Source organism: Streptomyces boninensis (genome assembly GCF_048572725.1).
Lineage (GTDB): Bacteria > Actinomycetota > Actinomycetes > Streptomycetales > Streptomycetaceae > Streptomyces > Streptomyces boninensis.
Genome location: NZ_CP183837.1, coordinates 7,220,802 through 7,240,000, shown reverse-complemented (window position 1 = coordinate 7,240,000; position 19,199 = coordinate 7,220,802). Strand labels below are relative to the sequence as shown.

At 69.2% G+C, this 19,199-nt stretch carries 15 protein-coding genes (1 of these 15 only partly in view); 4 read left to right on the top strand and 11 right to left on the bottom strand.

Annotated elements, in window-relative coordinates:
- On the bottom strand, window positions 1-1,599 hold the 5' portion of the coding sequence (locus tag ACNNMR_RS33075) for a ribonuclease J (protein ID WP_419998368.1). The gene continues 87 nt to the left of window position 1, outside the view; 1,599 of the gene's 1,686 nt are visible here — the first part of the coding sequence; its start codon is at window positions 1,597-1,599; the stop codon falls past the left edge of the window.
- A 60-nt stretch (window positions 1,600-1,659) separates the two neighbouring features.
- Entirely contained in the window at window positions 1,660-2,559 is a 900-nt protein-coding gene (gene dapA / locus ACNNMR_RS33070; protein WP_419998367.1) for a 4-hydroxy-tetrahydrodipicolinate synthase, read from the bottom strand.
- A 412-nt stretch (window positions 2,560-2,971) separates the two neighbouring features.
- On the opposite strand from dapA, the gene ACNNMR_RS33065 reads away from it, so the two are divergent.
- Both ACNNMR_RS33065 and ACNNMR_RS33060 read left to right on the top strand, forming a co-directional pair.
- Window positions 2,972-3,214, top strand: a complete 243-nt coding sequence (locus ACNNMR_RS33065; RefSeq protein WP_419998366.1) for a hypothetical protein — start codon at window positions 2,972-2,974, stop codon at window positions 3,212-3,214.
- A gap of 113 nt (window positions 3,215-3,327) precedes the next feature.
- A complete protein-coding gene (locus tag ACNNMR_RS33060; protein ID WP_419998365.1) occupies window positions 3,328-3,888 on the top strand; it encodes a hypothetical protein in 561 nt (186 codons plus the stop codon).
- A 3-nt stretch (window positions 3,889-3,891) separates the two neighbouring features.
- On the opposite strand, the gene ACNNMR_RS33055 is transcribed toward ACNNMR_RS33060, so the two are convergent.
- From ACNNMR_RS33055 to dapB, 4 genes are read right to left on the bottom strand one after another with little or no spacing between them, the layout of a single operon-like run.
- Window positions 3,892-4,386, bottom strand: coding sequence for a dihydrofolate reductase (locus ACNNMR_RS33055; RefSeq protein ID WP_419998364.1), 495 nt, complete (start codon window positions 4,384-4,386; stop codon window positions 3,892-3,894).
- Window positions 4,383-5,180, bottom strand: coding sequence for a thymidylate synthase (locus ACNNMR_RS33050; RefSeq protein ID WP_419998363.1), 798 nt, complete (start codon window positions 5,178-5,180; stop codon window positions 4,383-4,385). The genes ACNNMR_RS33055 and ACNNMR_RS33050 overlap by 4 nt, the downstream gene beginning before the upstream one ends.
- A gap of 24 nt (window positions 5,181-5,204) precedes the next feature.
- Entirely contained in the window at window positions 5,205-5,645 is a 441-nt protein-coding gene (locus ACNNMR_RS33045; RefSeq protein ID WP_419998362.1) for a hypothetical protein, read from the bottom strand.
- Window positions 5,646-5,649: 4 nt separating this feature from the next.
- Window positions 5,650-6,405: a 4-hydroxy-tetrahydrodipicolinate reductase gene (dapB, locus tag ACNNMR_RS33040; protein ID WP_419998361.1), complete on the bottom strand. Its 756-nt coding sequence runs from the start codon at window positions 6,403-6,405 to the stop codon at window positions 5,650-5,652.
- A gap of 181 nt (window positions 6,406-6,586) precedes the next feature.
- Here dapB and ACNNMR_RS33035 point away from each other — a divergent pair, with 181 nt between their 5' ends.
- Window positions 6,587-8,026 carry a WGR domain-containing protein gene (locus ACNNMR_RS33035; RefSeq protein WP_419998360.1) on the top strand — a complete coding sequence of 480 codons (1,440 nt, stop codon included), beginning with the start codon at window positions 6,587-6,589 and terminating at the stop codon, window positions 8,024-8,026.
- Window positions 8,027-8,038: 12 nt separating this feature from the next.
- Here ACNNMR_RS33035 and ACNNMR_RS33030 read toward each other — a convergent pair whose 3' ends face one another.
- From ACNNMR_RS33030 to eccD, 4 genes are all read right to left on the bottom strand, one after another.
- On the bottom strand, window positions 8,039-9,442 hold the full coding sequence (locus tag ACNNMR_RS33030) for a M16 family metallopeptidase (RefSeq protein WP_419998359.1): 1,404 nt from the start codon (window positions 9,440-9,442) through the stop codon (window positions 8,039-8,041).
- A complete protein-coding gene (locus tag ACNNMR_RS33025; RefSeq protein ID WP_419998358.1) occupies window positions 9,432-11,660 on the bottom strand; it encodes a polyribonucleotide nucleotidyltransferase in 2,229 nt (742 codons plus the stop codon). The genes ACNNMR_RS33030 and ACNNMR_RS33025 overlap by 11 nt, the downstream gene beginning before the upstream one ends.
- A 354-nt stretch (window positions 11,661-12,014) precedes the next feature.
- Window positions 12,015-12,302, bottom strand: a complete 288-nt coding sequence (rpsO, locus tag ACNNMR_RS33020; RefSeq protein WP_419998357.1) for a 30S ribosomal protein S15 — start codon at window positions 12,300-12,302, stop codon at window positions 12,015-12,017.
- Between the two features lie 200 nt (window positions 12,303-12,502).
- A complete protein-coding gene (gene eccD / locus ACNNMR_RS33015) occupies window positions 12,503-14,053 on the bottom strand; it encodes a type VII secretion integral membrane protein EccD (protein ID WP_420000562.1) in 1,551 nt (516 codons plus the stop codon).
- Between the two features lie 249 nt (window positions 14,054-14,302).
- Here eccD and eccCa point away from each other — a divergent pair, with 249 nt between their 5' ends.
- Complete coding sequence (gene eccCa / locus ACNNMR_RS33010) at window positions 14,303-18,292, top strand: type VII secretion protein EccCa (protein ID WP_419998356.1); 3,990 nt, start codon at window positions 14,303-14,305, stop codon at window positions 18,290-18,292.
- A gap of 392 nt (window positions 18,293-18,684) precedes the next feature.
- Here the strand turns inward: eccCa and ACNNMR_RS33005 are convergent, their stop codons facing one another.
- The gene (locus ACNNMR_RS33005; protein ID WP_419998355.1) at window positions 18,685-19,182 is read right to left on the bottom strand and encodes a hypothetical protein; all 498 of its coding nucleotides are present in this window, start codon (window positions 19,180-19,182) and stop codon (window positions 18,685-18,687) included.
- Window positions 19,183-19,199 lie beyond the last annotated feature (17 nt).

Below are 19,199 nucleotides of genomic sequence, written 5' to 3'. Positions count from 1 at the left end.
CTGCAGCTGGTGCGTCTCCGCGACGCCGTCCGACGCGGACTTCGCCAGCGCCTCCTCGATCTTCGGGATGACCGCCTGGAAGGCGGCGTCGTCGATGCCGGAGCCGCGGGACTGGATGTGCGGTCCGCCGACGATCTTTCCCGTACTCGAGTCGACGACCACGAAGACCGAGATGATGCCTTCGTCGCCGAGGATCCGGCGGTCCTTCAGGGACGACTCCGTGACGTCGCCGACCGAGAGGCCGTCCACGTATACGTAACCGGCCTGGACCTTGCCGACGATCTTCGCCTTGCCCTCGATCAGATCGACCACGACGCCGTCCTCGGCGATCACGATGCGGTCGTGCGGTACGCCCGTCAGCGCGCCCAGCTCCGCATTGGCGCGCAGGTGGCGCCATTCGCCGTGCACCGGCATCAGGTTGCGCGGCTTGCAGATGTTGTAGAAGTACAGCAGCTCGCCGGCCGACGCGTGGCCCGAGACATGGACCTTGGCGTTGCCCTTGTGGACGACGTTGGCGCCCCACCTCGTCAGGCCGTTGATGACCCGGTAGACCGCGTTCTCGTTCCCCGGGATCAGGGACGAGGCGAGGATGACCGTGTCGCCGTCGACGATGCGGATCTGGTGGTCGCGGTTGGCCATCCTGGACAGCGCCGCCATGGGCTCGCCCTGGGAGCCCGTGCAGACCAGCACGATCTCGTGGTCGGGGAGGTCGTCCAGCGTCTTTACGTCCACGACCAGGCCCGCCGGGACCTTCAGGTAGCCGAGGTCCCTCGCGATGCCCATGTTCCTGACCATCGAGCGGCCCACGAACGCGACCCGGCGCCCGTATTCATGCGCCGCATCCAGGATCTGCTGGATGCGGTGGACGTGGCTGGCGAAGCTCGCCACGATGATGCGCTTCTGGGCGCCGGCGAAGACGCCCCGGAGGACGTTCGAGATGTCGCGTTCCGGCGCTACGAAGCCCGGGACCTCGGCATTGGTGGAGTCCGACAGCAGGAGGTCGATGCCCTCCCTGCCGAGCTCCGCGAAGCGCGGGAGGTCGGTGAGGCGGCGGTCCAGCGGGAGCTGGTCCATCTTGAAGTCGCCGGTGTGCACCGCCATGCCGGCAGGCGTGCGGATGGCCACCGCGAGCGCATCGGGGATGGAGTGGTTGACCGCGACGAATTCGCATTCGAAGGGGCCGATGCGCTCCCGGTCACCCTCGCTGACCTGCAGCGTGTACGGGCGGATGCGGTGCTCCTGGAGCTTGGCCTCGATCAGGGCGAGGGTCAGCTTGGAGCCGATCAGCGGGATGTCGTTCTTCTGCCGGAGGAGGTACGGGACTCCGCCGATGTGGTCCTCATGGCCGTGGGTGAGGACGATGCCGTCGATGTCGTCCAGGCGGTCCTGGAGCGTCGTGAAGTCCGGCAGGATCAGGTCGACTCCGGGCTGCTCCTCCTCGGGGAAGAGCACGCCGCAGTCGACGATCAGCAGCCGGCCGCCGTATTCGAAGACGGTCATGTTTCGGCCGATCTCGCCCAGGCCGCCGAGCGGGGTGACGCGCAGCGCGCCCTCCGGGAGCGTCGGCGGCGGGCCGAGTTCGGGATGCGGATGGCTCAAAGGACTCTCCGTCTAATTTTCTCGATATCTCGTTATGAAGTTATGACGTCTGAGGGCGCCCTACAGATGCACGCCGCCGGCGGCCAGATCCCGCTTCAGCAGCTCGCGCTCGGGCTCGGAGAGCTCTACGAGCGGCAGGCGCAGCGGGCCGCCGGGCAGGGACTGCATGGCCAGGGCGCCCTTGACGGTGATCACGCCCTGGGTGCGGAACATGCCGGTGAAGACCGGCAGCAGCTTCTGGTGGATCTCGGTGGCCTTGCGGGCGTCGCCGGACAGGTGCGCGTCGAGCATGGCGCGCAGCTCGGGGGCGACGACATGGCCGACGACCGAGACGAAGCCGACGGCGCCGACGCTGAGCAGCGGGAGGTTCAGCATGTCGTCGCCGGAGTACCAGGCGAGGCCGGTCTGGGCGATGGCCCAGGAGGCGCGGCCGAGGTCGCCCTTGGCGTCCTTGTTGGCGACGATCCGGGGGTGCTCCGAGAGGCGGATCATGGTGTCGGTGTTGATCGGAACGCCGCTGCGGCCCGGGATGTCGTAAAGCATCACCGGGGAGTCGGTCGCGTCCGCGATCGCCTTGAAGTGGCGGTAGAGGCCCTCCTGGGGCGGCTTGCTGTAGTACGGCGTGACCGTCAGCAGGCCGCTGGCGCCGGCGCGCTCGGCGGCGCGGGCGAGCTCGATGGAGTGCCGGGTGTCGTTCGTGGAGGCTCCGGCGACGACGTGGGCGCGGTCGCCGACCGCCTCGGCCACGGCCCGTACGAGATCCGCTTTTTCCGCATCGCTGGTGGTCGGGGACTCGCCGGTGGTGCCGTTGACGATCAGGCCGTCATTGCCGGCGTCCACCAGGTGGGCGGCGAGCCGCTGCGCGCCGTCGAGGTCGAGCGCACCGTCCTCCGTGAAGGGGGTGACCATCGCGGTCAGCACCCGGCCGAAGGGGGTCTGCGGTGTGGAAGTCGGAGCCATGGATCCAACGCTACTCGGTGCGCGCGAGGACAGGGGAACCCGGCACTGCCTGCTCGGGGGTTCAAGCAGTGCCGGGTTCGTGTCTTCAGCGTATGCGAACTTCTCAAAATCTGGCAATCCGGACGGTTCGCAGCGTTGTTCGGGTGTGGCCGGGGGGCGGGAATCCGCTAGGGGGTGCTGGCCTGGGGGCGTTTTGCGGCCGCTGTGCGGGCAGGCGCCCGTTCGTGTCGAGGCTGTCGCGAATCCGTGGCGGAGCCGTCGCCCGGCGGTGACGGAAGCGGGCCTGGGTCGAGGGCTGGCGCCCCTATAATTTCCTGAGAAGGCGTGCAAAACCGGGCACTTTACGGCGCTTCCCGACGTTCCCCGTGTGACCGTCCTTCACCACCCACGATCTCAAAGGAGCTAGCCAGCCATGCCGGGCCGTACGCAGGAGTCCATACCCTTCGCCTTCGTAGCCGAGGCCGACCGCTTCCGCAGCGATATCCAGCCGCCGAAGTACCGCGCCACCCCCGGCGAGATCGCCGGCCGATGGCTGGTCGGGCTGCTGGTCGTGGGCGGTCTTGCGGCCTCAATGGTGTTCGGCGTCCCCGCGCTGCAGAGCGGCTCAGGAGAGGCCCCCTCTGGCTCCGAGACCGCGGCCACGCAGAGCGACTGACGCAGCCCCTCCCCGATCCCCCGCCTGGTCCCCCGGGGGTGGTAGCCGCCGCCGGGCCTCGCTAGCCTCACTGGGCACAGCCCCGTACGAGCACCTGTGAGTGAGGACCTGCCGTGCCCCTGCCCTTTATGGCGGCCGACCGTGACTTCGGCGACCTGGCCGGCGACGCCCCCCTGCCGTACGCGGATCACGACCACTGGCGCCGCCCGTACCGTCCCGGCCCCTGGCGGGTGCTCGGCGCGGCGGTCGAGCTGCTCATCGCCTCGTATCTGCTCTTCGCCACGCTGATCATGCTGATGGCGGGCTCGCTGACGGGCGGGCTCGTGTGCCTGCTGACCGGGGGGCTGTTCATTGCCGCGGCGCTGCGGCTGCTGCGGTGCGGGGTGTGGGTGAGCGCGCAGGGCATCCGGCAGGTGGGCCTGCTCTATACGGCCACGCTGGCCTGGGACCAGGTGACGGCGGTGCATACGGTGCAGCAGCCGGTGAAGTACCTGGGGCTGCCGCGTACGGTGCAGGGCCAGGCGCTGCTGGTGCAGACCGGGCAGCGGAAGGCGGGGCGGCAGCAGACCCTGCGGCCGATGCTGACCTCGGCGAATGCGGACTTCCTGGGGCGGCCGGAGGCCTTTGACCGGGCGGCCGACACGATCGAGGCTTGGGCGGCCGAGCTCCGCTGACCGCTATCGCGAGTAGGTACGGATGCGGTAGCGCAGGCCGGTCTTCGAGGTCTGCCAGCCCTTGTCGTCGGCGACCTTCCAGGTCGCGTCCAGGACGGGGGCGTACGTATCGCCCTTCACTGTCGTGTCGACCTCGGTGACCGAGAGCGTGGTGGCGTGGTCGAGCGCGGCCCGGTAGATCTCGCCGCCGCCCATGACCCAGGTCTCCGCTGCCGCGAGTGCCAGCGCCTCCGGGATGGAGCCGGCCCGCTCCGCCCCCTCCGCGGCCCACTGCGGGTCGCGGGTCACCACGATGTTGCGGCGGCCGGGCAGCGGGCGGAAGCGCTCCGGGAGCGACTCCCAGGTCTTGCGCCCCATCACCACGGGATGGCCGTGAGTGGTCGCCTTGAAGTGCGCCATGTCCTCGGGCAGCCGCCAGGGGATGCCGTTGTCCGCGCCGATGACGCCGTCCAGGGTCTGCGCCCAGATGAGGCCGACGGCGGGGCTCCCTGCGCTCACACCGCCACCGGGGCCTTGATGCCCGGGTGGTGCTGGTAGCCGAGCACCTCCACGTCCTCATAGGCGTAGTCGAAGAGCGAGTCCGCCTGGCGCAGGCGCAGCTGCGGGAAGTCGTACGGGGTGCGGGTGAGCTGCTCGGTGACCTGCTCGGTGTGGTTGTCGTAGATGTGGCAGTCGCCGCCGGTCCAGATGAAGTCGCCGGGCTCGAGGCCGGTCTGCTGGGCCACCATGTGCGTGAGCAGGGCGTAGCTGGCGATGTTGAACGGGACGCCCAGGAAGAGGTCCGCGCTGCGCTGGTAGAGCTGGCAGGAGAGCTTGCCGTCGGCGACGTAGAACTGGAAGAAGGCGTGGCAGGGGGCGAGGGCCATCTTGCTGAGCTCGCCGACGTTCCAGGCGGAGACGATCATGCGGCGGGAGTCCGGGTCCTTGCGGAGGGTCTCCAGGACGCCGCTGAGCTGGTCGATGTGGCCGCCGTCCGGGGTCGGCCAGGAGCGCCACTGGGCGCCGTAGACCGGGCCGAGGTCGCCGTTGGCGTCCGCCCACTCGTTCCAGATGGTGACGCCGTGCTCCTGCAGCCAGCGGGCGTTGGAGTCGCCGCGCAGGAACCACAGCAGCTCGTACACGATGGACTTGAGGTGCACCTTCTTGGTGGTGATCAGCGGGAATCCCTGCGCCAGGTCATAGCGCAGTTGATGCCCGAAAATGCTCCGGGTGCCGGTGCCTGTGCGGTCGGCCTTGGCCGTACCGGAGGTGAGCACTTGCCGCAAAAGGTCTTCGTACTGGGTGTCCGCCACGGGATCCGAGTTTACCGCTGGTGGTCAGGCGTTTTTGCGGAGGGCGATGGCCTTCTGCATGGCCTTGCGGGCGCGCGGGGTGTCGCGGGCGTCGTGGTACGCGACCGCCAGGCGGAACCAGGAGCGCCAGTCGCCGGGCGCCTCCTCGGTCTCGGCCTTGCGCTTACGGAACACCTCGTCGGCCGAGTCGCGGTCCACGCGGCCGCTGGGGGTGCGCTTCAGCTCGTCCGGGGGGAGGCCGCCCTCGGCCTCCAGCTCGCGGGACAGCCGCTGGGCGTTGACCGCGAACTGGGTGGTGCGGAAGAGGAACCAGATGCCGATCAGGGGCAGTACGAGGACGGCCACGCCGAAGGCGACGGTGACCGGGCGGCCATCCCTGATCAGGAACCAGCCGCGGGTGCCGGCCAGGAAGAAGTAGACGACCAGGACGGCGGCGAGGAGGAAGTAGGTGATCTTCGAGCTCATCAGATCAGCCAATGTCCATGAAGTGCTCCAGGCCGTAGGTCAGGCCCGGGTTCGCCCCCACCCGGCGGGCGCCCAGGAGGATGCCCGGCATGAAGCTGCTGTGGTGCAGGGAGTCGTGGCGGATGGTGAGGGTCTCGCCCGTACCGCCGAAGAAGACTTCCTGGTGGGCGAGGGCGCCGCGGAGGCGGACGGCGTGCACGGGGACGCCGCCGACGTCGGCGCCGCGGGCGCCGTCCAGCGCCGTGGAGGTGGCGTCGGGCTGCTCGCCGAGGCCGGCGGCGTTACGGGCCTCGGCGATCAGCTGCGCGGTGCGGGTGGCGGTGCCGCTGGGGGCGTCGGCCTTGGTGGGGTGGTGCCGCTCGATGACCTCGGCGGACTCGAAGTAGCGGGCCGCCTGCTGGGACCAGAGCATCATCAGGACGGCGCCGATGGAGAAGTTGGGCGCGACGAGGACGCCGGTCCGCGGGCTGGCGTCGAGCCAGCCGCGCAGCTGCGCGAAGCGCTCGTCGTTCCAGCCGGTGGTGCCGACGACGGCGTGGATGCCGTGGCCGACGCAGAACTCGAGGTTGCCCATGACCGCGCCGGGGTGGGTGAGGTCGACCGCGACCTCGGCGCCGGCCTTGGTGAGCTCCTCGATGCTGTCGTCGCGGTCGAGCGCGGCGACGAGCTCCATGTCCTCGGCGGCACCGACCGCCTTCGCGGCCTCGGAGCCGATGCGGCCCTTGGCGCCGAGGACGGCTACGCGGAGCTTCGTGGTCATGCGGGCGCTCGCTTCCTTGCTTCGGGGGTGACAGGGGGATTCTCCCCCGGGAGGCGGCGTTTGCCGAAATCGGGGGCGGGTGGGGTGCGCGTGAGTCGTCTTCGCACGTCAGCGGCCACTGTCAGTGGCGGAGCGTAGCGTTCTGGGTAACGGAAAGTTGTCGGCGTGGGGAGGGGCTGCGGTGTCCGCTGAGAGGACGTATCTGGAGCTGTCGCAAGAGGGCGGCGGGGCGCACAAGTTCTACGAGGTCGTGGTCGACGGCGTGCAGGTGACGATCCGGTACGGGCGGATAGGAGCGGGCGGGCAGACGCAGACCTCGACGTTCGCATCGGCGGAGAAGGCGCGGAGCGTGGCCGCGAAGAAGATCGGCGAGAAGGTGCGCAAGGGCTACGCCCCGGCGGTCCAGGGGCAGCGCCCGCCGCGGCCGGTGACGCGGCGGCAGGTGACCTCGGCGCCGTCCACGGCCCGGGGCGTGGCGCCGGTGCTGTGGCGGTTCCGTACGCACCAGCCGGCCTTCGGGATACACATCGACGAGGACCGCTGCTGGGTCGGCAATCAGGCCGGGGAGGTGTACACGCTGGGTCACGACGGCGAGGTCCAGGCCCGCTTTTCCCTGCCGGACGGGGTGAAGTGCCTGGTCGCGGACGAGTTCTGGATCTATGCGGGCTGCGACGACGGCCGGGTGTACGACCTGTCGTCGAAGCTGCCGTTCGCGGCGTACGACATCTCGGCCGACGTCGACATCTTCTGGCTGGACATCCACGAGGGCGTGCTGAATGTCGCCGACCGCGGCGGCCGCCTCACGGTGATCGACCATGAGGACGAGCACCAGTGGTCCCGGCAGAGCGCCGGCGACCATGCCTGGCTGGTACGGGCCGACGACGAGGCGGTCTTCCACGGCCATTCGCGGGGCGTCACGGCCTACTCCCCCGACGGCGGCGCCCAGCTGTGGCACACACCGACGAAGGGCGCGGTGCTCTTCGGCTGGCAGGAGGACGACGCGGTTTATGCGGGCACGAACCGCCGGGTGGTGCAGCGCCTGGCCAAGTCCAGCGGCGCGATAGAGGCGTCCTACGTATGCGACACCGTCGTCTACTCCTGCGCGACCTCCCCCGGCGGCAAGTACGTCTTCGCCGGCGACTCCGCCTCCTCGGTCTACTGCTTCGACGAACACGGCACCCGCCTCTGGAAGCTGGGCACCGGCGGCGGCTCGGCCCTCTCGATGCAGTACCACGACGAGAAGCTGTACGCCGTCACCACGGACGGCTCCCTGCTGTGCGTGGATGCGACGGACGCGGCGATAGCGGCGGCCCAGCAGGGCACGGTCCCGGTCCCGGTCGATGTGAAGTCGGCGGCGGCGGTGCCCACGTATGCGCCGGTGACGGCCGTGGACACGGTCGCGACGGTGTCGGTCGCGACCGTGGACCAGGTCGTCGTGGAGTGCGTGCAGGACGCGGGCCGGGTGCGGGTGCATGTGGTGTCACCGGGTTACGACCCGTCGTGGCATGTGCAATTCCCGCGGGCGATACGGGTGCCGGGGCAGCGGTATGTGGTGGGGGCGGTGCATGCGGCGCCGGGCGGGTTTTACCGGGTGCGGGGAGAGATACAGCGGCTGCTGTAACCAACCCCGCCCCTACGCCACCGCGTCCTGCATGGCAGTCGCCTGCCGGTCCCCCAGCGGCCCGATGGCCGCCAAGGACGGCTGCTGGCCCAGCACATCGCGCGCGACCGCCCGCACATCATCCGGCGTGACATCGCGAATGCGCCCCAGCATGTCGTCCACCGACAGCTGCTCGCCCCAACACAGCTCGCTCTTGCCGATGCGATGCATGATCGCGCCGGTGTCCTCCAGGCCAAGGACGGTCGCGCCGGACAGCTGGCCGACGGCCCGCCGCACCTCGTCATCGGTAAGCCCGTGCGCGGCCACCTGATCCAGCTCGGCACGGCACAGCTTCAGGACGTCCTGCACCTGCCCCGGGCGACAGCCCGCGTACACCCCGAAGAGCCCGCAATCAGCAAATCCGGAGGCATATGAATAGACGCTGTACGCCAGCCCGCGCTTCTCCCGCACCTCCTGGAAGAGCCGCGACGACATCCCACCACCGAGCGCCGCCGACAGCACGCTGAGCGCCCACCGGCGCTCATCGTGCCGGCTCACCCCCGGCATGCCGAGGATCACGTGCGCCTGCTCGGTCCTGCGATCCAGGACCTCCATGCGCCCGGCCGCACGGATCGCCTGGTGCCCGGCCCGCGGCCCGATCGGGGCCGCGTCGCCGCGCCCCATCGCGCCCGCGCGCTCGAAGGCCGCGCGCACCTGGCGTACGACCTTCGCGTGGTCGACGTTCCCGGCCGCGGCGACGACCAGGTGTGTCGGGTCGTAATGCCGCCGGTAGAAGCGCGCGATGCGGTCGCGCGTCAGCCCCTCGACGGTCTCGACGCTGCCCAGCACCGGCCGGCCCAGGGCCGTATCGCCGAGCAGGGTGTGCGCGAAGAGGTCGTGGACGCAGTCGCCCGGGTCGTCCTCGGTCATGGCGATCTCTTCGAGGATGACGCCGCGTTCGGCGTCGACGTCCTCCGGGCGGATCACTGATCCGGTGAGCATGTCGCAGACGACGTCGATCGCCAGCGGCAGATCGGTGTCGAGCACCCGCGCGTAATAGCAGGTGTACTCCTTCGCCGTGAAGGCGTTCATCTCGCCGCCGACCGCGTCGATCGGGGCGGAGATATCGAGGGCGCTGCGCCGCTTGGTGCCCTTGAAGAGGAGGTGTTCGAGGTAGTGGGTGGCGCCGTTGAGGGACGGGGTCTCGTCCCGCGAGCCGACGTGCGCCCAGATGCCGAAGGTGGCGGAGCGGACGGTCGGCAGCGTCTCCGTGATGATGCGCAGGCCGCCGGGCAGGACCGTCTTGCGTACGGTCCCGATGCCCTCCGCCGTGCCCTTCAGCACGGTGCGGGTGCGCTGACGGGGCACGGCCCGCCCCTCGTCCCCGGAAGTCCGGGCAGCGGAGGGGCGGGCCGTGGTGTGAGCCTTACGCGTCACTCTTGTCGGCGTCCTTGTCCTTGTCCTTGTCCTCGTCCTCGCCCTCGATGACGGGGATCAGCGACAGCTTGCCGCGCTGGTCGATCTCGGCGATCTCGACCTGCACCTTGGTGCCGACCGGGGTCACGTCCTCGACGTTCTCCACACGCTTGCCGCCGGCGAGCTTGCGGATCTGCGAGATGTGCAGCAGACCGTCCTTGCCCGGCATCAGCGAGACGAAGGCGCCGAAGGTGGTCGTCTTCACGACCGTGCCCAGGTAGCGCTCGCCGACCTCCGGCATCGTCGGGTTGGCGATGCTGTTGATGGTCGTACGGGCGGCCTCGGCGGACGGGCCGTCGACGGCGCCGATGTAGATCGTGCCGTCGTCCTCGATGGTGATGTCGGCGCCGGTGTCCTCCTGGATCTGGTTGATCATCTTGCCCTTGGGGCCGATGACCTCGCCGATCTTGTCCACCGGGATCTTGACGGTGATGATCCGCGGCGCGTTCGGGGACATCTCGTCCGGCTGGTCGATGGCCTCCATCATCACGTCGAGGATGTGCAGGCGGGCGTCGCGGGCCTGCTTGAGGGCCGCGGCCAGCACGGAGGCCGGGATGCCGTCCAGCTTGGTGTCGAGCTGCAGGGCGGTGACGAACTCCTTGGTGCCAGCGACCTTGAAGTCCATGTCGCCGAAGGCGTCCTCGGCGCCGAGGATGTCGGTCAGCGTCACGTAGTGCGTCTCGCCGTCGATCTCCTGCGAGATGAGACCCATGGCGATGCCGGCGACCGGGGCCTTCAGCGGCACACCGGCGTTCAGCAGCGACATGGTCGAGGCGCAGACGGAGCCCATGGAGGTCGACCCGTTGGACCCGAGCGCCTCGGACACCTGGCGGATCGCGTACGGGAACTCCTCGCGCGTCGGCAGCACCGGCACGATCGCCCGCTCGGCGAGCGCGCCATGGCCGATCTCGCGGCGCTTCGGGGTGCCGACGCGGCCGGTCTCGCCGGTGGAGTACGGCGGGAAGATGTAGTTGTGCATGTAGCGCTTGCGGGTCACCGGGTTCAGGGTGTCCAGCTGCTGCTCCATGCGGAGCATGTTCAGGGTCGTGACGCCCAGGATCTGGGTCTCACCGCGCTCGAAGAGCGCCGAGCCGTGCACCCGCGGGATGGCCTCGACCTCGGCGGCGAGCGTACGGATGTCCGTGACACCGCGGCCGTCGATGCGGACCTTGTCCTTGATGACGCGCTCGCGGACGAGCGACTTCGTCAGGGAGCGGTACGCGGCCGAGATCTCCTTCTCGCGCCCCTCGAACTGCGGCAGCAGCTTCTCGGCGGCGGTCGCCTTCACGCGGTCCAGCTCGGCCTCGCGCTCCTGCTTGCCGGCGATCGTCAGCGCCTGGGCGAGCTCGTCCTTGACGGCGGCGGTGAGCGCCTCCAGGACGTCGTCCTCGTAGTCCAGGAAGACCGGGAAGTCGGCGATCGGCTTGGCGGCCTTGGCGGCCAGGTCGGACTGGGCCTTGCAGAGCACCTTGATGAAGGGCTTGGCGGCCTCGAGTCCGGCGGCGACGACCTCCTCGGTCGGCGCGGTGGCGCCGCCCTTGACGAGCTCGACCGTCTTGGTGGTGGCCTCGGCCTCGACCATCATGATCGCGACGTCGCCGTCCTCGATCACGCGGCCGGCCACGACCATGTCGAAGACGGCGTCCTCGAGCTCGGTGTGGGTCGGGAAGGCCACCCACTGGCCGTTGATCAGCGCCACGCGGGTGCCGCCGATCGGGCCGGAGAAGGGCAGGCCCGACAGCTGGGTGGAGCAGGAGGCGGCGTTGATGGCGACCACGTCGTAGAGGTGGTCGGGGTTGAGGGCCTCGATCGTCTCGACGATCTGGACCTCGTTGCGCAGCCCCTTCTTGAAGGTGGGGCGCAGCGGCCGGTCGATCAGGCGGCAGGTGAGGATCGCGTCCTCGGAGGGCCGCCCCTCACGCCGGAAGAAGGAGCCGGGGATCTTGCCGATGGCGTACATGCGCTCCTCGACATCCACCGTCAGGGGGAAGAAGTCGAGGTTGTCCTTGGGCTTCTTCGAGGCGGTGGTGGCGGAAAGCACCATCGTCTCGTCGTCCAGGTACGCCACGGCGGAGCCGGCGGCCTGCTTGGCCAGGCGGCCCGTCTCGAAGCGGATGGTGCGGGTGCCGAAGGAGCCGTTGTCGATGACGGCCTCGGCGTAGTGGGTCTCGTTCTCCACTAGGGGTATCTCCTCGTCTGTTGCCCCGCGCCCGTGTGGCAGGGGGCAATACGTCTGTACGTTCGTTTGGAGCACCCCGCGTCCGCCGGTCCGCGGTCCGATGCTTCGGCTGCCGGGCCGGTCTTCGATCGAAGCCTCCGGGGTGAGCCCGGGGGCCACTACCGAGGACCGGCGCCTGGCGGCTGCCGGCACGGATGCGGGCTGCGGGGCGCGGTTGCTCCCCGTATTCATATGGTTTCGCTGCTGCCAGCCTACAAAGCTTTGGGCGCCGTCACGACGCTTGGCACTCTGTGCTGGCCGGATACGCGAAAGGAGCGGCCCCAGACTCTGGGAACCGCTCCCCTCAGCGGAGCCTTATCGGCCGCCGGCCGCACCGGCACGGATGCCGAGACGCTCGCGCAGCGCACGGAAGCGCTGGATGTCCTTCTTGGCCAGGTACTGCAGCAGCCGACGGCGCTGGCCGACCAGGAGCAGCAGACCACGACGCGAGTGGTGGTCGTGCTTGTGGGTCTTCAGGTGCTCGGTCAGGTCCGAGATGCGACGGGAAAGCATGGCGACCTGGACCTCGGGGGAGCCGGTGTCGCCCTCCTTGGTCGCGAACTCTTCCATGATCTTCTTCTTCGTGGCGGTGTCGAGCGCCATGCCTGCTCCTTGGGTATCTGTTGCCTCGCGAGCGCCCCTGGTCTAGGTCACAGGGGAAGCTTCGGTTACTCGGGAAGCGACACTCCAGGTTAGCAGGGGGAAACGCGGCCCCTGACCACAGCAGGACGGGCGGTCCGGCAGCGGCGGCGGCGCCGGGGAAGCCAAGGCTTCTTGAGGGCTCCTTTATGCAGCGTAGCCGCCTAGCTCGTCAGCCCCCGAACGGCCGAGTAGGCGTCCATCACGGCCAGGCAGAGCGGCAGCAGCGACAGCAGGACAAAAGTCTCGAAGATCTCGAGAAACCGGCCCCAGAACGGGCTCACACCCGTGCGCGACACGACCAGACCGACCCCCGTCACCAGGGCAGCGGCCCCGGCCAGGATCGCGGCCAGCCACACCGTCCGGATGTCCATCGCGGTGCTGTCGCCGGCCATCATCTCCAGCACCGCCTTCTCCGGCGGACGCAACGACAGCCCAACCCCCAGCAGCGCGATCGCCGCCAGTCCGGCCGCCAGCGCGCAATTGACCTGAGAGGTGTAGCGGAACAGGCGGGCCCGCAGCAGCATCGCGACCCCCGTCGCCAGGGCCAGCAGCTGGCCCCACCCGGACGACGAGAAGCCGAGCACCGCCACCGACCCGACCACGACGACCGAGCAGCCGCCGACCAGACCGACGAGCATCTCGTGCCCACGGCGCACCTGGGCGGCGATCCGGTTCGCCTCGATCGGGCCCTGGGTCTCCGGCACCGCCGCGGGGTCGAGCCCGTAGCTGCCGGCGCCGGTGGGCGGCGCGACGTACCCGATGGGCAGTCGCGCGAAGCGGACCGACAGGCCGGGCAGAAAGGCGATCGTGCCGAGGGCGATGGGCGAGCAGAGCGACGCCGCCTCCACCGGCTCGATGTCGCTGATGATGGCGATGAAGGTCATCACGGTCCCGATGGTGGCGGCGAAGACGACGGCGACGAACGGTCCGTCGCCGTTCGGCGTCACGGCCACCAGCACCACGCCCGCCACCAGCACGGCAACACAGCCGAGCAGAAACTGCAGCCGCCCGATGCCTTCCCCCGCCGCCAGCGGCAGCACGCCCGAGCCGGCGATCATCAGGTGCGGCATGGCGCCGAGACCGAGCGCTACGGCCGTCGCCCGGTCCTGGTAGACCCGCGCCCGGACCGCTGCCACGGCCACCAGCAGCACGCCGGTCGTGGCCGCGAGCACGCCGGGCAGGCTGTGCATATCGTGGCGTACCCGATCGGCGAACCACAGCACGAAGGCCATCAGCACCAGCAGCACACCGCCACCGGTCAGCCCGGCGATCCGCACCATGCCGTCGGACCACAGGGTGCGGTCCTTGGCGACCGCTGAGGCCACCGCATCCGATACGTCGTCGAAGACGGCCGGGGGCAGCGACTCGGAGAAGCGGCGCAGGGTCAGCACCTCACCGTCGAGGATGCGCTGGCCGTAGAGGGTGACGGAAGCGTCGAGCACCGTGCCGTCCCGGCGGACCAGGTGATAGCCGACGGGCGCGCCCTCGGCAGGGGTCTGGCCGGAAAGCCGGAGAATCTCCGGGTAAATATCCGCGACCGGGATGTCCTCGGGGAGGGCGACGTCAATCCGGCTGTCCGGGGCGACGATCGTTACGCGGACGAAGCCCGTGGCGGAGGACACCGAGGTGGAGATAGCGGGAGAACGCGTCGCCGCACCGCCGGCGGCGCCGGCGGCTACGAAACCTCCGGGCGCCCCGGCCGCCCGGCCCACGGGCCCGCGCGGCACTCCAGAAACCGGTGTACTCACCTTTCGCTCCCCCCTCCTTCATACTTCAACAACTGCCGCCGGAGGCCTGACTCCAGCACTCCAGCCGCCGCAGCCAACCGCTTTGCCCGGATGGCAACTTACGGCACATCGCGCCACACCATATCGCTGTGAAGACTCTCATCCCATCAGTAGGATCACTCTCTGCGGACGCGCCTGTGAGCCGGCACCACTGAGGGGGAATTGGGCGAGCTAATGGCCAACATCATTGTGAAACGCCCGCCTCGCGAGCTGCCCCCCGAGGTTCCCAGCGAACCGCTCCAGCTCCAGGCTCCGCCCGAGCTCCCCCGCGGCTACCAGGAGGGGATGCTCCTGCAGATCCTCCCGATGCTGGGCATGGGCGGCATGGTGGTCTTCTTCTTCATGCCGGGTGCGCATCCGTTCATGCGGATTATGGGCATGGTGATGATTGCGGCCACGATCGCCATGATCGTGGCCATGGTGGTGCGGTACCGCAAGGGCAATCAGGGTGAAATGGCGGACCTGCGCCGCGACTACCTGAAGTATCTCTCCCAGACCCGGCGCCACGTCCGCAGGACCGCGCAGCAACAGCGCGACGCCCAGTACTACCTCCACCCATCGCCCGAGCAATTGTGGGCGCTGGTGGCCGAGGGAAGCCGCTTGTGGGAGCGGCGCGCAGGCAACGAGGATTTCGCGGAGGTGCGGGTCGGCCTCGGCACTCAAGATCTCGCTACGCCACTTGTTGTCCCGGAAACGGCTCCGGTGGATGAAATCGAGCCGCTGGCCGCAGGTGCGATGCACCAGTTCCTGAACACGCACAGCCGCGTCGAAGGCCTCCCGCTCGCGATCTCCCTCCGCGCCTTCTACCACCTGACGGTGAGCGGCGATCCGGCCTCGGTGTACGCAACGGCCCGGTCCATGGTCGCCCAACTCGCCTCGCTCCACTCCCCCGACGACCTCGTGATCGCCATCGCCGCCGGGCACAACACCGCCGACGCCTGGGAGTGGGCGAAGTGGCTCCCGCATGTGCAGACCACCCCGGCCAACGCCGACGGCGCGGGCACCCGGCGCCTGATCGCGCAAGACGCCCGCGAACTGGAGGAGCTGCTGGCCGCCCACCTCGACGGCCGCCCGCGCTTCAACTCCGGAGCCGGTCCACTGCTTGAGCAGCCCCACCTGGTCGTCGTCCTGGACGGCACCTTCGTACCGCCGGATTCGCTGCTGGCCGCCCCCGAGGGGCTCCAGGGGGTGACGATCATCGAGATCGTGCCCGGCGAGATGGATACGGCACGCGGCGGCCTCTCGATGGTCGTACGCCCCGGCTCCCTCACCATCGAGTCGGCGCACGGCGCGGTATACGAGGGTGTCCCCGACTTCCTGGCGCTGGCATCCGCCGAGGCCGTGGCCCGTCAGCTGGCCCCGATGCGCATGGGTACGGGAAGCAGCGACGGCGAACCGCTGCTTGCAAAGCTTGAGTTCACCGACATGCTGGGGCTCGGGGACGCCGCCGCGGTGGATACGACCCGCACGTGGCGGCCGCGCTCCAAGGCGGAGCGGCTGCGGGTACCGATCGGCGTCGGCGAGGACGGCGCACCGGTGATGCTGGACCTCAAGGAAGCCGCCCAGGACGGCATGGGCCCGCACGGCCTGTGCGTCGGCGCTACCGGCTCCGGCAAGTCCGAGCTGCTGCGCACGCTGGTGCTCGGCCTGGCCGTGACCCACACATCGGAGACGCTCAACTTCGTCCTGGCGGACTTCAAAGGTGGCGCGACCTTCGCGGGCATGACAGAGCTCCCGCACGTCGCGGCGGTCATCACCAACCTCGCCGACGACCTCACCATGGTCGACCGCATGGGCGACGCGGTCCGCGGCGAGCTCAACCGCCGCCAGGAGCTGCTCCGCGACGCGGGCAACTACGCGAACATCCACGACTACGAACGGGCTCGCGCCGCGGGCGCCCAGCTGACCCCGATCCCGTCGCTCGTCCTGGTCATCGACGAGTTCAGCGAGCTGCTGACGGCGAAGCCGGACTTCGTGGACATGTTCGTGCAGATCGGCCGCATCGGCCGCTCGCTGGGGGTGCACCTTCTGCTGGCCTCACAGCGCTTGGAGGAAGGCCGGCTGCGCGGCCTGGAGACTTACCTCTCGTACCGCATCGGCCTGCGCACCTTCTCGGTCGCCGAGTCCCGCGCGGCACTCGGCGTCCCGGACGCGTACCACCTGCCGTCGGTGCCAGGTTCCGGCTATCTCAAATTCGGCACGGACGAAATGATCCGCTTCAAGGCCGCGTACGTGTCGGGCGTCTACCGCTCCCCGTCGGAGGCCACAGAGGCGGAGCCGGAACAGGCGACGGCCCACCGCCGGCCGGCGGTGTTCACGGCGGCGCCGGTACCGGTGGCGGTGCCGGAGCAACGGACACCGTTGGACCCGCGCGCGTCTTCCCCGCTCTCTCCGGCGACCGACGACGCCCTTGCCGATACCGTCCTCGACGTGGTCGTACGCCGCCTGGAGGGCCGCGGCCCCGAGGCCCATCAAGTGTGGCTGCCGCCGCTGGAGGCCCCCGACTCCCTGGACCGCCTGCTGCCGGGGCTCGCCGACCTGGCCGACCGCGGGCTGACCTCCCGGGGCCACGCAGCCGCCCTGGGCAAGCTGCAGGTACCCCTGGGCTTGATCGACAAGCCCTTCGAGCAGCGCCGAGAGCCGATGTGGCGTGACTTCTCCGGCGCCGCAGGCCACATGCAGATCCTGGGCGGACCGCAGACCGGAAAGTCCACCCTCTGCCGCACCCTGATCTCGGCATTCGCGCTGACCCACACCCCGGCCGAGGTGCAGTTCTACGGCCTGGACTTCGGCGGCGGCGGCATGTCCGCCGTCTCCGGTCTCCCGCACGTCGGCGGAGTGGCTTCGCGCCTCGACCCCGAGCGCGTACGGCGCACGGTGGCGGAGGTCTTCGGCATCCTGAACAAACGCGAGGAATACTTCCGCGAGCGCGGCATCGACTCCATCGCCACGTACCGACGCCTCCGCGCCCGCGGCCAGATCTCGCTGGCGGAGCAGCCCTGGGGCGACGTCTTCATCGTGATCGACGGCTGGGGCACCTTCAAGCAGGAGTACGAGAACCTCGAAGGCGTCATCATCGACATGGCGGCGCGCGGCCTCGGCTACGGCATCCACGTCGTCGTCACCGCGTCCCGCACCATGGAGGTACGCGCCGCGCTGAAGGACCAGCTCGGCAACCGGCTGGAGCTCCGCCTGGGCGACCCGCTGGACTCGGAGATCGACCGCAAGGTCGCGGCCAACGTCCCGACCGGTGCCCCCGGCCGCGGCCAGACCACGGACAAGCTCCACTTCATGGCGGCGGTCCCGCGCATCGACGGCGTCGGCTCTGACGACGAGCTCTCGGACGCAACAGCCGCCCTGGCACAAGCGGTCTCGGACGCCTGGGGAAACCGCCCCACAGCCCCCGCGGTCCGTCTCCTGCCACGCATGCTGCCACTCGACAACCTGCCCCGCGGCAACGCCCACCCGGACCGCGGCATCGCCTTCGCCATCGACGAGACCAGCCTCGAACCCGTATACCTCAACTTCGACACGGACCCGTTCTTCCTCATCTTCGGCGAGAGCGAGAGCGGAAAGACATCTCTGGTCCGCCTGCTGGCCAAGCAGATCGCGGAGCGCTACTCGGCGGACGAGGCGAAGTTCGTGGTCGGCGACTACCGCCGAGCTCTGCTGGGCGCGATCCCGGAGTCCCACCTCCTGGAATACGCCCCGATGTCCAACTCCATGACGGCCCACATGAACGGCCTCAAGGACCTGATCGAAAAGCGCACCCCTGGCGACGACATCACCCCGCAGCAACTCCGGGACCGCAGCTGGTGGACGGGCCCAGAGGTCTTCGTCTTCGTCGACGACTACGACCTGGTCTCGTCATCAAGCGGCAACCCGATGTCGATCCTCCCGGACTACCTCCCCTTCTGCCGCGACGTGGGCATCCACTTCATCATCGCCCGCAACTCGGCCGGCGCCTCACGAATGTCTTTCGAGCCATTCATGCAGCGAGTAAAGGAACTGGGCGCCCAGGGAATCGTCCTGTCCGGCGACCCGTCGGAGGGCGACATCCTCGGCAACGTCCGCCCGCGCCCGCTCCCACCGGGGCGGGGCTTCTTCGTATCGCGTCGACGGGGGAATCCGCTGGTGCAGGTGGGGTGGGACGAGGCACCGTAGCGGTGCCCTCTCACTCCCTCGATGCCGTCACTCCCGCCGGGGCGGAGACAGGTCAGTCGTTGCCCGCAGCCTTGCTGTTTCCGGTGGCGGCGCGCGTTCATACAGCGTCAGCGGCGCATCGGGAGCCGGCTTGTTGCGCTTGTGAAACTTCTTCACCCAACCGCGGAGGGTTTCCGGATTCAAGTCAAGTTTCCCGGGCTGTCTGCGAGATGGTCTTGCTGGACCGGAGCGCGATCTGTGCCGCTTCTTCCCTGAGCTCCGGACTGTATTTGCTGGGTGGCGCCACGACGTACCTTTCGTTTCCGTACGGCAAGGATCCTATTGGATCCCTGTCCGGAAACCTCGGGACGCCTCAGGTGGTTGCAGTGGACCATGTTGTGGTGCCCACTTGGTCAAGAATTCCCACAAATCGTCGAGAAGAGGTCACAGTCGGCTGCGGATAGCTCGGCGACTGGATGGCCGGAGAAGCCTTCCAGATCGGGCAAATATGGGGGGAGGTCGTCGTGGACCGACGTGAACGTGACGTGCGACGTGGTGATGTCCTGGTCCACCGACGAGAGCGAGACAGTGGCGACAAGGTTGACCGGCGATGGAACATCCGCGGCCGATTTAAGTCCAAGACATGCGTACGCAAGCGAGCGCCGCAGAAGCGGAAGCACTTTCAGCGCCGGGTCCGAGGGCAAGCCGAGGTCGGTAATACCTCGACCATTAATCGAGGACTCCAGATGGAGGACGTCAACGAAGGATGCATGGTCGCCTGAATACCCAGCGACCAAGTCGCGGATCACCCAGGCGCCGTCAGGCAATTCCAGCCAACCCGACTGCAGCAGCTCACGTAGAGATGCTGGCACCTCGTCTCGGCCGATGACAGACAGGTCGATCTCTTCCATTAGGTGGCGCATGCTGC

Coding starts and splice junctions, on each gene's coding strand:
- dapA (WP_419998367.1), bottom strand. CDS start 2,559: ATGGCTCCGACTTCCACACCGCAGACCCCCTTCGGCCGGGTGCTGACC.
- ACNNMR_RS33065 (WP_419998366.1), top strand. CDS start 2,972: ATGCCGGGCCGTACGCAGGAGTCCATACCCTTCGCCTTCGTAGCCGAG.
- ACNNMR_RS33045 (WP_419998362.1), bottom strand. CDS start 5,645: ATGAGCTCGAAGATCACCTACTTCCTCCTCGCCGCCGTCCTGGTCGTC.
- dapB (WP_419998361.1), bottom strand. CDS start 6,405: ATGACCACGAAGCTCCGCGTAGCCGTCCTCGGCGCCAAGGGCCGCATC.
- rpsO (WP_419998357.1), bottom strand. CDS start 12,302: ATGGCGCTCGACACCGCCACGAAGAAGAAGATCATGGAAGAGTTCGCG.
- eccCa (WP_419998356.1), top strand. CDS start 14,303: ATGGCCAACATCATTGTGAAACGCCCGCCTCGCGAGCTGCCCCCCGAG.
- ACNNMR_RS33005 (WP_419998355.1), bottom strand. CDS start 19,182: ATGGAAGAGATCGACCTGTCTGTCATCGGCCGAGACGAGGTGCCAGCA.